10 protein-coding genes are annotated in these 12,467 nt (G+C 27.3%); 8 read left to right on the top strand and 2 right to left on the bottom strand.

Annotated features, from left to right (window positions below):
* The first annotated feature begins 195 nt into the window (after positions 1-195).
* From BUB01_RS08765 to BUB01_RS08775, 3 genes are all read left to right on the top strand, one after another.
* Positions 196-855: a glycosyltransferase family protein gene (locus BUB01_RS08765; RefSeq protein WP_072986333.1), complete on the top strand. Its 660-nt coding sequence runs from the start codon at positions 196-198 to the stop codon at positions 853-855.
* 933 nt (positions 856-1,788) lie between these two features.
* Positions 1,789-3,219 (top strand): TROVE domain-containing protein, encoded by a 1,431-nt coding sequence (locus tag BUB01_RS08770; RefSeq protein ID WP_072986334.1) that lies wholly within the window; start codon positions 1,789-1,791, stop codon positions 3,217-3,219.
* Positions 3,220-3,793: 574 nt separating this feature from the next.
* Entirely contained in the window at positions 3,794-5,014 is a 1,221-nt protein-coding gene (locus tag BUB01_RS08775) for an RtcB family protein (RefSeq protein WP_072986335.1), read from the top strand.
* Between the two features lie 97 nt (positions 5,015-5,111).
* On the opposite strand, the gene BUB01_RS08780 is transcribed toward BUB01_RS08775, so the two are convergent.
* Entirely contained in the window at positions 5,112-5,708 is a 597-nt protein-coding gene (locus BUB01_RS08780) for a hypothetical protein (protein ID WP_072986336.1), read from the bottom strand.
* A gap of 261 nt (positions 5,709-5,969) precedes the next feature.
* Here BUB01_RS08780 and BUB01_RS08785 point away from each other — a divergent pair, with 261 nt between their 5' ends.
* The 5 genes from BUB01_RS08785 to BUB01_RS08805 all read left to right on the top strand — a co-directional run bounded on the left by BUB01_RS08785 (position 5,970) and on the right by BUB01_RS08805 (position 11,465).
* Positions 5,970-7,253, top strand: coding sequence for a WYL domain-containing protein (locus BUB01_RS08785; RefSeq protein ID WP_072986337.1), 1,284 nt, complete (start codon positions 5,970-5,972; stop codon positions 7,251-7,253).
* Positions 7,237-8,241 (top strand): WYL domain-containing protein, encoded by a 1,005-nt coding sequence (locus BUB01_RS08790; RefSeq protein WP_072986338.1) that lies wholly within the window; start codon positions 7,237-7,239, stop codon positions 8,239-8,241. Before BUB01_RS08785 ends, BUB01_RS08790 begins: the two co-directional genes overlap by 17 nt.
* Positions 8,242-8,416: 175 nt before the next feature.
* Positions 8,417-8,599, top strand: coding sequence for a hypothetical protein (locus tag BUB01_RS08795; RefSeq protein WP_072986339.1), 183 nt, complete (start codon positions 8,417-8,419; stop codon positions 8,597-8,599).
* A gap of 22 nt (positions 8,600-8,621) precedes the next feature.
* The gene (locus tag BUB01_RS08800; RefSeq protein ID WP_072986340.1) at positions 8,622-10,187 is read left to right on the top strand and encodes a DUF2207 domain-containing protein; all 1,566 of its coding nucleotides are present in this window, start codon (positions 8,622-8,624) and stop codon (positions 10,185-10,187) included.
* 297 nt (positions 10,188-10,484) lie between these two features.
* Complete coding sequence (locus BUB01_RS08805; RefSeq protein WP_072986341.1) at positions 10,485-11,465, top strand: NPCBM/NEW2 domain-containing protein; 981 nt, start codon at positions 10,485-10,487, stop codon at positions 11,463-11,465.
* 244 nt (positions 11,466-11,709) lie between these two features.
* Here the strand turns inward: BUB01_RS08805 and adc are convergent, their stop codons facing one another.
* The gene (gene adc / locus BUB01_RS08810) at positions 11,710-12,456 is read right to left on the bottom strand and encodes an acetoacetate decarboxylase (protein WP_072986342.1); all 747 of its coding nucleotides are present in this window, start codon (positions 12,454-12,456) and stop codon (positions 11,710-11,712) included.
* Between the last annotated feature and the right edge of the window lie 11 nt (positions 12,457-12,467).

Consider the following 12,467-nt stretch of genomic DNA (forward strand, 5'->3'; position numbering starts at 1 on the left):
ATTATCTAAATCTTAGATTTTAGTAACAAAAATTTACTCATTTGAATGAATAATAGAAGTATTTTCTGAAAGATAATATATTAATAAAATTTTGTGCTAAATCAGCCTTAAATAATATAGAATGTAGTATTCGATAATTTAGAAATATATTTCATGTAAATACTTGTAAACAAGATATTATAAGGTGGTGAAAATATGAATCCTAATAAAATAAGCTTTATTGTTGCTGTTAATAATGAAATAGATTTTAATAAATGTAGTGTCCATATCAATAAGATAATAAAGCCTGATAACTTTGAAGTAGAGATAATTCCTATAAGAAATGCCATTTCTTTAACTAATGCATATAACCTTGGTATGAATAAATCCAATGGCAAATATAAAGTATATCTTCATCAAGATGTATTCATAATAAATCCCAATTTTATAAATGATATAATAAATTTATTTAATTTAGATATTAATATAGGGCTTATAGGTATGTGTGGTGCTACATCTATTCCTGATAATGGCATATGGTGGGAAAGTCCTAGATTAGTAGGCAAAGTATATGATAGTCACACTGGAAATCTTTCCTTATTAAACTTTAATAATATAGATGGAGAATTTGAGGAAGTTGAAGGTGTTGATGGTTTAATAATGATAACTCAATACGATATTCCTTGGAGAGAGGATGTCTTTAAAGGATGGCATTTTTATGATTTATCCCAGTGTATGGAATTTAGAAAAAAGGGTTATAAAGTTGTTGTTCCAAATCAACAAGTATGTTGGTGTATTCATGATTGCGGAATAGTTAATGTAACAAATGGGTATGAAGAAAATAGAGAATTATTTATAGAAACTTATAAAAAATAAATATATCAATAGCGGAAAATTTTCAGCCTTAATAATATCGTCTAAATCAAACTCTAAAACGTAATGATTATATTGAAGATTTCCTTGTGAGTTTTGAATTGTCAGTTAATAAGTAAACAAATACTTTAGCTTTTTGAAATCCCATTCTTATAAACATCTTCCTTATATAATGAAGTAGAATTTAAATGGTTTCTGTAAAATTTTAGGTTTAAATGTAAAAATAAGAATACTAAAAATTTTGCAAAATAATATATATAAAAGATATAATTAAAATTGTAATATTTTATTTTTTGAATGATATGGTAGATATTATAACTTACAGTGTTGTTAATTTTCATTTAATTTGTAAATTTAAAAATCCAATAATAATGCCATCAAAAAAGGAAGTCCAAATTGACTTCCTTTTATTTTTAATATTGCAAACTTTTTGTCTGTAATATTTAACTACTGGTTATTATACTAAGTATTGTAAGATAAAGATTTACATATAGGGCAGTGCATATTTAAGCTACTTCGTCTTCCAAACGAAAGGTCGCTGGTTCGAATCCAGCTTCTTAAAGGTTTAAGTACCTTTAAGAATAGCTCAGTCAGGATAGAGCATTGTGTTCTTAAATAGCTTTTCTCCCTATAAGTGAGAATCCAAATTTTAATTTGGGTATTAGAACTTACTCATTCGATTGTATATAAGAAGGAGTTTATTTAAATATCATCCAAATTTTAATTTGATTAATATAAACTACTCCTATGAACGATAGTAAATAGGAATTTCCTTTAAAAAGGGTAGTGCAGATAAGTGTTACTTCTATATTGGCTTAGGAAAATTAGACTTTAATTAGTTTAGTTTTGGCAGTTCAAATCTGCAAGGCTCAAGTTTTTGAGCGTTACACTTATCGTTTTTCTCCCTATAAATTTAAAAGAATGGAGGCTATGAAAATGGGGAAATTTAATTTAAAGCTTGGTTTAACTAAAAATAAATCAGGTCATGTAGCTTATAAAATGACTTTGAAGGAAAAGCTAGTAACAGAGGTTTTAACTAGTTTGTTTAATGAAAAGAAATTTTATGGCGATAACTCAGAAGATATATTAAAGGATGTTAGACAAGCTATTGAAGAAGATCCAAAATTCGTAGCTAACCTTTGTATATATGTAAGAAAGGAATTTCATTTAAGAAGTATCTCTCATGTATTAGTATCTGAATTAGCTAAATCAAACAAGGGTAAACCTTATGTGAGAGAAGTAGTTAATAATATAGTTGAAAGAGTAGATGATATGAATGAAATACTTGCTTGTTATATTAATAACTATGGAAAGCCAATCCCTAACTCTTTAAAAAAGGGATTAGCAGATAAATTTCTTACTTTTGATGAATACTCTTTAGCAAAATATAATAGACAAGGTGCTATTAAACTAAAAGATATTTTATGTTTAACTCATCCTAAACCAAAAAATAAAGATCAAGAACACTTATTTAAAAGAGTTTTAGAAGATAAGTTAGAAACACCAATAACTTGGGAGACTCAGCTTTCTGCTCACGGAAATACTAAGGAAACTTGGGAATATCTTATACAAAATGGTAAACTTGGCTATATGGCTATGCTTCGTAATCTTAGAAATATAGCTAAAGTGCAGCCTAATAATATAGATAAGGTCTATGATATAATAAGTGATGAAAATAGAGTCCTAAAAAGCAAACAATTGCCTTTTAGATATTATACAGCATATAAAGCCTTAAAGAATGAAGGGTTTATATCTTCAAAGCCATATAGTTCTTTAGAAAAAGCTATAAAAGCATCCACTAAAAATATAGAAACCTTAAAAGGAACAACTTTAATAGCAGCTGATGTATCTGGCTCTATGAATTCTTCCTTAAGCCGAAATGGTGATACAACCTGCGGTGAAATTGCAATACTATTAATGGCTATGGCAAATCATATTTGCGAAGATGCTATAACTGTTACCTTTGATTTTAAGTTAGAATCAGTTCCTATGGCTAGTGAAGGTGGCATAATTACAAATGCAAATTCTGTAAGAGTTACAGGGGGAGGTACAAACCTAGGTTTACCTATACAATATTTACTTAACAATAATGTAAAAGTAGATAGAATAATAATTCTTTCAGATAATGAAATCAACCATGGTTATGATAGAGTATGCCAAAATCTAATAGAGTCATACAGAAAGAAGATAAATAAGGATGTATGGGTTCATGCTATAGATTTAATGGGTTATGGTACTCAACAATTTAAAGGTCCTAAAACAAATATCATAGCAGGTTGGAATGAAAAGGTACTAGATTTTATACCAAAAGCAGAACAAGGTACAGATACCTTACAAAAATCAATTGAAAGCTATCACTTTAAGTGAGAATCCAAATTTTAATTTGGGTATTCGAACTTACTCATTCGAATGAATATGAGAAGGAGTTTCCTTTAACTTCAAATGAACATGAGAAGGACTTAACTTTGGATAACTCAAATTTCAGCCTATAAAAAGATAGTGAATAAAAATCTTATTTGAATAGTTATAGGGTAGTGTATATTTAAGTTGCATCGATTGAAACGAAGGTGTCGCTGGTTCAATTCCAGCTTACGTTAAGATTTAGCGTAATAGCTCAGTTGGTAGAGCACTTATTGCTTATGCTTAAATAGTTTTTCTCCCTATTATAAAAAAATCAGTAGCAAGCTTTACTGATTTTTTACTATTTTATAATGGATATTAAGGTCAAAACAGAAAAAAAAGAACTTATAGATATAGACGTTCAAATAAATGATACAGATGATTATAGAAAAAACGAAGTAAACAAATAATACCCCATATAATTAAAACACTTATTTAAATTATCTTTTTTTCTTTATTGCAAATATTTTGTCTGTAACTTATAGAAAATATATTCTAAAATATAATTACAAAATATTGAATTAAAAGGGGTTGAACTTAAATGATAGAGGTCAATGGAAAATATACTAACGCAAAAATATTTACTGATAATATAGAAGAAGAAGCTCTTGCTCAGATATCTGATTTATGTAATCAAAGCTTTAGCAAAGATTGTAAAGTTAGGATAATGCCTGATACTCACGCTGGAGCTAGCTGTGTTATAGGCTTTACTGCCGATTTAGGCGATAAGGTTATACCTAATATAGTTGGTGTTGATATAGGTTGTGGAATGCTTACTGTAGAAATTGGAAAAGACTATTTAGATTTAGAAAAGTTAGATAAAATTATAAATGAATATGTTCCATCAGGTAAGAACACTCACTCTGGTAGAATAGTTCGTTTTGATAAACTTCAAGAATTAAATTGCTATAGAGTACTTAAACAAACTAAAAGAATTGAAAGAAGTATCGGTACCTTAGGTGGAGGAAATCATTTTATAGAAATTGATAAGGACGAAGAAGGTAATCATTATTTAATAATACATTCTGGAAGTAGAAACTTAGGAAAACAAGTTGCTGAATATTATCAAACACTTGCAATAGATATTTGTAGTGGTAAAGAAAAGTTTTTTGATGAGAAAGAAGCATTAATAAAAGAGTATAAAGCTGCTGGTAGAAGAAAAGAAATAGAAACTGAACTAAAAAAATTAAAGAAATCTTATGATATGCTTCAACCCAAGTACCCAAAAGACTTATGCTATTTAACAGGTAAGTATAGAGAAATGTATTTGAAAGATATGAATATTTGTCAAGAATATGCACTTCTTAATAGAGAAACTATGGCAAAGATTATATTAAATAAAATGTTTTCTAAAGATTTAGAGGAATATAGCTTTTTTCATACAACCCATAACTATATAAACTTTAAAGATAATATTATAAGAAAGGGTAGTATATCAGCTTATAAAAATGAAAAGCTACTTATTCCAATTAACATGAGAGATGGAAGTATTTTATGTACTGGTATGGGAAATGAAGAGTGGAATTACTCTGCACCACATGGAGCTGGAAGACTAATGAGTAGAAGGAAAGCTAAAGAAACTTTAACCTTAGAAGCTTTTAAAAAATCTATGGAGGGAATATATACAACTTCTATAAATGATGCGACTATAGATGAAGCACCAATGGCTTATAAACCTATAAATGAAATATTAAAATATATAGGAGAAACAGTTGATAATATCAAAATAATAAAACCTATATATAACTTTAAAGCTAACTAAATTATGGTAAAAAAACTACTTACAAAAAATAAAAATAGCTGTATCATGTTAAAGTTTTAATATTTAACATGAATATAGCTATTTTATAAAAATGTAATTAATGTATTAATATTTTAGCTTGGAATGCTGTTATATAATTTGCACTTCTTATTGAGCCTGCATAATAATCACCATCTATCCAAGTACCATCATAATTAATGTTTTTATAGTTAGAAGGTGTACTAACCCAATCTAACCATTGTCCATTATTTAATTTTACTCTATATATTATAACAGCTCTATCAGTTACTAAATTACCATTATTATCACGGATTTCTAGCTGTACACCTTTAGCTTCTGCTGACTGTCCTGTTGTTCCTGCATAAGTATTAGTATTGTTTGCATCAAATTGAACATCACTAGAAACCCAAGGTAACCATCCACCAAACCTTGGCACATACATCTTATAATTTATATGATATTTATTGCTAAACTCTCCTGGGGTATTTAATTTTATAGCTTCTAATCTTTTAGAATCATCACGTCCTCCTACAGTATTATAGCTTATACTTTCCCAGCCAAAATCTTGCATATGACCTCCGCCAATAACTGATGGAAGAGCATTAAGATCTAAAGCCTTTGCACTAACTGGTGGAAATACTAACAATACTGCCAAAACTAAAAATGTCATTGTTTTTAATAGATATTTTTTCATTTTCTCGCCTCCATAAAAATTTTTCTTTTAATATATTCACTTTAAATTTAACTTTTCCTTCCTATAATTACATTTTTTACATTTTTTACATTTTGTTAACATCATAAATTTTTATTAGTATTTATATATTTAAATTTAAAATCTATATTTATATTAAAATTTATAACTTTATAAGATATAATTTATAATACTACATCTTATAAATTATACGGCTTATTTTTTTGATTTTATAATATTATGAAATAGAGATGAGGTGATTTTTTGTTTAGTGACTTTATTAAACATTATGATAATATTAGAGATATTTTAAGAAATGTATTTTTATATGGCTGCTTTTCTAGAGAAGCTTTAGAAGGGAAAACTTCTCTGAGTTCTAGAAAAATAAGCTATGAAATCAGAAGAATTCAACAATATCTTGAAAAAGATTTTGTAAAAGTTGATAAAGACGGTAGAAATAAACTTTTAAATTTAAGTTATGATCCTATTTCTAATCCTAATAATTTTCTAGTTAATACTTATTATAATAAAAGCTTTACTAAAGCAGATTTGATTCTATACTTTTACATACTTCTAGCTCTTAACTTTAACGAAAAGCCTTTGTGTTTAAATGAGCTTGAAGATTTTTTAATGATTAACGAAAATTTTAGTCTTTTAAATATATCTAGTAAAACTATTGAAAGAAAACTTAAAGAGATGAGTCTAGAATTAGGAATTTTAGATGTATCAAAACCCAAAAGAAGCAAGTGTTATGAAATTTCTAAAGATATTTTAAAGGATTTAGAAGATTTTGAGGTAGAACATCTTTTGTATATTATAGATTTATATAAAAATATTGCTATGCCAACAGTTGTAGGGCATTATTTCTCTGAGACATTAAAAAGTTACATAGATTTTGAAAGAAACTTAAAATTAGATTATAAGGATATATTTCAATATAAAGGTCTTCATTTTCATCCTGTAATTGATGAAGATTTAGTTTGGGATATTATTAAGGCCATAAATAATGGACATACCATAAATTATGATTCTGAAATTAAAAGAAGAAATTCTAGAAAAATTGAAGAACTTTTTCCTTATAGGATAAGATATGATTTGAAATACGGAAGACTTTATCTTATTTCCTTTACTACTAACGGAAAATGTATCAATACAAGATTAGATAGAATCTCAAACTTAAAAAGTAAGAAATCAAATAAATCTTTAAATTTCTTAGACGAATTATACGAAAAAACTATGAATTATAGTTGGTCAGCAGTCCCTTTAAATGGAGAAAGAGAGCCAGAGAATATTAACTTTTCAGTAATTATAAAAGATACTAAAGATTTATACATAATAGATAAAATAAAATGCGAACTAAAGAACTATGAAGTATATAAAGAAAATGATCTATATATTTTTAGTACTAAAGTAAATGATGGTGTTGAAATGATACCTTGGCTTAGAGAATATACAGGCTATATAAAAGTAAATTCTCCAACATACTTAAAAAGACGATTAGATAAGGATTTAAAGGAGGTATTAAAAAACTATGGAGTTATTTCATGAAAATAAAAACAGATATTTTTCCTTAGTTTCAAAAATACTTAACTTAGCAAGTAATGGCTTAAATGAAAGTGATCTTAAAATTTTAATTGCAGATGGTGAATATGAGGAAAAGCTTATAGGAAAGGATTTTGAATCCTTTGAAGGGTTATTATTAAATAAATATACTAAAGAAAATAATTTGAACTTACTTAAGCTTGAAAATAAAAAATATTATCCTGTAATAGGTAAAAATGGATTTAATCCAGTACCTATTAGATTTACTAATATAGAAAAACAATGGTTGAAAGAACTTTTAAAGGATTCAAATTTTAGAAATCTTTTAGGTGATAAAATTTGTGTGATTTTAGATACAGAACTAGAAGAATTAAAAGATATGAATATGACTTCCATAATTGAAAAAACTAATGTAGTAAAGAGAAATAATAATCATTTAAATGAAGGTTACTATAATAATTTTCTTAAAATTCTTAATGCAATAAAAGAAGATAAAGAAATAGTTTATGATAATAAAGATAAATTTGGTAATGAATATAAAGGTTTAAGAGGCCTTCCCCTAAAGATAGAGCATTGTATGAAAGATGAAATAATAAGAATATCCTTATATTTTATTGAAGAAAATAGACCTGTAATGATAAACCTACATACTTTATCTAATATAAAAATCAAAGAAGATAAAGAATGTAATTTAACAAAATTAGAAATATTCAAAAGCTTAAAGGATAAGAAATATTGCACTGAGCCTATAGTATTTGAATTAAAAGATGAAAAGGAAGCTATGGAAAGATGTTTTATGAGCTTTTCCTCCTTTGAAAGAACAGCTAGGGTAATAGGTGAAAATCTTTATGAAATAAAGATTTATTACTATACTTTTGATGAAGATGAAGTTATAAGAAGAATATTAAGCCTTGGACATTTTGTTAAAGTTATAGAACCTGCAAGAATTAGGAAAAAAATAATAGATAGATTGGTACTAGCTTTAGAGCTATAAAAATGATATTTAAACTCCTATTTATGACATCTTGATGACTAAAATTATGTTTTTAAAAAATTTCAATTCTCTTAAGTTAATTTTCCCCTTATACTTTATAAAAAGGATGCAATTTATATTTAATTTTAGTAATAGTCATAATATTAAAAAATTACAATAAAGGAGCTTACTTAAAATGAATATTTCTACTAAAGAACGTATAGTAAAGTATATTATTATATTTTTTGTATTTTTTACAATGGGTGCTCTTTTTAAATCTTTACATTTTACAATTATAAAAATATTACTTATGGGCCTAGGTAGTCTACTTGTAGATATAATAATTGATAAAATAAAGATTTATAGAAAAAACAAATGATTTAATGAATAAGAGGTGTATTATGAAAAAATTTTTATCTTTAATTTTAGTAACACTATGTATAATACTTCTAAATACTTTTACTGTACTTGCAAGCGAAAAAAAATACTCTATAGATGAGCTAAAAATTAATGCTATCTTAGATAAAGATGGTAATCTTTCTGTAACTGAAGATTACTATTACAACTTTCAGGGAAGCTTTAATGGCATAACTAGAGATATTGATTACAATGGAGCAAAAGATGTAGAAGGTATTGAGGTTATAAAAAATGACACCATAAGCTTCAAAATTAATGATAACAAAGACGAAAATACCTTTGAGTTAAAAAATCCAAATAACTCTAAAAACCTAAAAATTTATTCTAGAAATAAAGATTGTAAAACTAAGTTTACCATAAAGTATAAAATAATAGATGCTGCTTATAAAGCTAACAATCAAGGTAATCTTAAATGGATATTTTATAAAAATACTAATGATGTAAACATAACTAATTTAAGTCTTAATTTGGTATTCAAAGATGAGCTAAATGGAGAAGTTAAATATTTGGGGGTAGGTCCTGAAAATGGTAGTGCAGAATCTCTAAATAATAATACCTTTTTATTTAAAGTAAAAAACCTAAATAAAAATGAATTATTTGGATCAAAACTTTCCTTTGATTCTAATTATTTAACTGGTGTTTCTGAAATTGAAGATAGAAATGTCCAAGATAATTTATATAAAAATAGTTATAAAGAACTTTTTTATGCAATTCCACTTGTAGTAATATTAATTGGTTTAATAGGTGGCTTTATATTTAATGATAAGAAAAAATATAATAAAGAACTTAAAGAGTATAGAGCTAAATATGCTATCTTCAATAAGCCTTACTTAGAAGAAAAGCCTGGAGATTTAAATGCTACCCTTGCTTATTATATATTAAATGAAGATATAGATAATAAATGCTTAATGGTAACACTTCTAGACTTAGTAAATAAAGGGGCATTAACCTATACGGTTGGAGAAAATGAAGATGATAAAAAGAACTTTAAATTCACTATAAATTCTAATAACTTTACTAATCTTTTGAAGTACGAAAGGTTTATAATAAAATGGTTTAGTGAGTATGGTAAGAATGGTAGTTTTTCTATATATGATATAGAAAAAAATACAAAAGACTATAGTGATGCTAAAAACTTTAAAAATAAATTCAATGAATGGACTAGCTTAGTAATTGATGAAGGTGAGAATCTTATTAATTATGTAATTATAGTTAGACGTAGAATATTAGATAATAAAAGCTATGATCAAAAACTACGCTTGAAAGCTTTTAAAAAATATATAATAAAGAAAACTAGCACTGAAGTAGATTTAAACTTTTGTAAAGAATATATAAACTATATAGTAGCCTTTGATTTAGAAGAAAGTTTTATAAATATAAATCTTCCTGAAGATTATAGCTTTTTAAATGGTATAGCTCTAATGACTATATATCATCAAGATGTATATAATGATATCGATAGAAGAGTATCACCTAATACTTCAAGCACAAGCACCTTTACCTCCTCAGGCGGAGATTGTGGTGGCGGTGGAGGCTCTGGAGCCTTCTAATAATTAAGTATCTGTATTAACTTTAAAAATTAATACGGATACTTTTTTCTTTATGTTTACATAATTTCTGTAAAATATTTTCTTTATAATAAAGTAAAATGTTAATAGGTACATTAGAAATATCTATAAAATAAGGGTAATAATACCACAATATATCATTATCAAAGTATATATAAATCTTAAGTTACTACTTAACTAAATATTAAACAAATTTTTATTCAATATGCTTATTGACATTTAATGTAAATAATTATATACTTTTTCATGTAAATAAATGAAAATTAAAAGGGGAATTAAATGAGCAAAAAATTAAAAACATTACTTGCTACGTCTCTAATTACATCTACGTTATTTTGTGGAGCTTTTGTAATGACTCCACCACTATCTGTAAAAGCAGCTCCACCATCAACTTCTTCAGGCGTAAATGCTTTTACTGATTTAACCTATTTAAGTGATATAAACTGGGACTCTGCAAACACAACTTTCCCTTCACTTCCAACACAAAAAGATAAAAGCGTATATTCACTTCCAATTACACTTAATGGAAAAACCTATGCAAAAGGAATTGGTACACATGCTTCAAGTGAAACTATTTATACCCTTGGAAAAAACTTCACAAACTTTGAAACTGATATAGGAGTTGATAGTGAAGTTGGTAATAACGGCAGTGTAATTTTCCAAGTTTTTGGAGATGGTATTAAACTTTATGACAGTGGAGTTATGACTGGGGCTACAACAGCTAAAACAGTAAGATTAAATGTAACTGGAATTAAACAACTTAAATTAGTTGTAACTGATGGTGGAGACGGTATAAATAACGATCATGCTGATTGGGCTAATGCTAGATTATACAATACCTCTACCTATCTAAGTGATACTGATTGGGACTCCGCGAGCACAACTTTTCCTGCACTTCCAACACAAAAGGATAAAAGTGTATACTCACAACCAATTACACTTAATGGGAAGACTTACACAAAAGGAATTGGTACACATACTGTAAGTGAAACTATTTATGACCTTTCTGCACAATTCTCGATTTTCAGATCTACTATAGGAGTTGATAGCGAGGTTGGAAATAACGGTAGTGTAGTATTCCAAGTATTTGGAGATAACGTTAAACTTTATGACAGCGGAGTTATGACTGGCGCTACAACAGCTAAACCAATAAGCGTAGATGTAACTGGCGTTAAAAAGTTAAAGCTTGTAGTTACTGATGCTGGAGATGGTTTAAATAATGATCATGCTGATTGGGCTAATGCTAGGGTTATAAATTAAAAACATTCTTATATATGCCTATACAATTATCCTAAGTATACTTTTAGGTATAATATAAAAAAATTATTGTTAATACTATTTTATTAACATTTATAACTTTTTTTCATATAGATATTCTGTTCAAAAAGGAGGATTCCATTTTATTTTAGTGAGTCCTCTTTTTTTATTCTCTAGTATCAAATTTATTTTGATACTACCACTTTTTTATACTTGGTCATATCTAAATATCATGAAATTATCTTTTTTAATTATTTGTAAGATAGTCATACACAACATGGGCTGGTGAAAGAGTTAAATCTGTAAGAATATGTGATGAAGCTACAACTTCTAAGACTGGTAAATCCGCTAAAGGAGCTAACGCATGGCTAAATAATTGCAAGCGTGCACAACCGGTCCATGCTCCATGTATAGTAATATCCTTGTTCTGTGTACATATAATCTCACAAATTCTTGGCTTTCCATCATACCCCTGTACAATTTTCAGCATGAAACTAGGACGAGAAATCTGATTATATGCTTCTTTAATGTCTAAAGGTTCATGTTTATATCCCATTGTAGCAGTAGCAACTCTTAATGAACCATAGTTTAATGTACCAACCAAGGTATCTGAATCAACAAATAGCTTTGGAGTACCAAGTTTCTTAGGATAAGCGCTAAGCTCTCTTCCAACAGCAATGGCTGGATGATTGTCTAAGTACATCATGTGGAGATAATCACCTTTAATTCCATTATACTTTATTGGAATAACCTGTCCGCATTCAGTGTAAGATCCCAATCCAGTTACATCAGGCATAGCCATCACTTCAAACCTAACAAAAGGTTCATCTTCATCTAATTCTAATGGTTCTGGTATCATTTTTCTAACAGCTTCTAAATCAGTACGATACATTATATTTAAATACTCTCTATTATGAAACTTATACGGTCCTTTTGGGAATGCTGGAGCAGTAAGTGGTGTTGTAATTTGTTTAGATATTTCACTTTTTAACATAAATATTCACT

This window comes from Clostridium cavendishii DSM 21758 (genome assembly GCF_900141845.1).
In the GTDB taxonomy this organism is placed as follows: domain Bacteria; phylum Bacillota; class Clostridia; order Clostridiales; family Clostridiaceae; genus Clostridium_AG; species Clostridium_AG cavendishii.

Coding starts and splice junctions, on each gene's coding strand:
- BUB01_RS08805 (WP_072986341.1), top strand. CDS start 10,485: ATGAGCAAAAAATTAAAAACATTACTTGCTACGTCTCTAATTACATCT.
- BUB01_RS08765 (WP_072986333.1), top strand. CDS start 196: ATGAATCCTAATAAAATAAGCTTTATTGTTGCTGTTAATAATGAAATA.
- BUB01_RS08800 (WP_072986340.1), top strand. CDS start 8,622: ATGAAAAAATTTTTATCTTTAATTTTAGTAACACTATGTATAATACTT.
- BUB01_RS08790 (WP_072986338.1), top strand. CDS start 7,237: ATGGAGTTATTTCATGAAAATAAAAACAGATATTTTTCCTTAGTTTCA.
- BUB01_RS08780 (WP_072986336.1), bottom strand. CDS start 5,708: ATGAAAAAATATCTATTAAAAACAATGACATTTTTAGTTTTGGCAGTA.
- BUB01_RS08795 (WP_072986339.1), top strand. CDS start 8,417: ATGAATATTTCTACTAAAGAACGTATAGTAAAGTATATTATTATATTT.
- BUB01_RS08775 (WP_072986335.1), top strand. CDS start 3,794: ATGATAGAGGTCAATGGAAAATATACTAACGCAAAAATATTTACTGAT.
- BUB01_RS08770 (WP_072986334.1), top strand. CDS start 1,789: ATGGGGAAATTTAATTTAAAGCTTGGTTTAACTAAAAATAAATCAGGT.
- adc (WP_072986342.1), bottom strand. CDS start 12,456: ATGTTAAAAAGTGAAATATCTAAACAAATTACAACACCACTTACTGCT.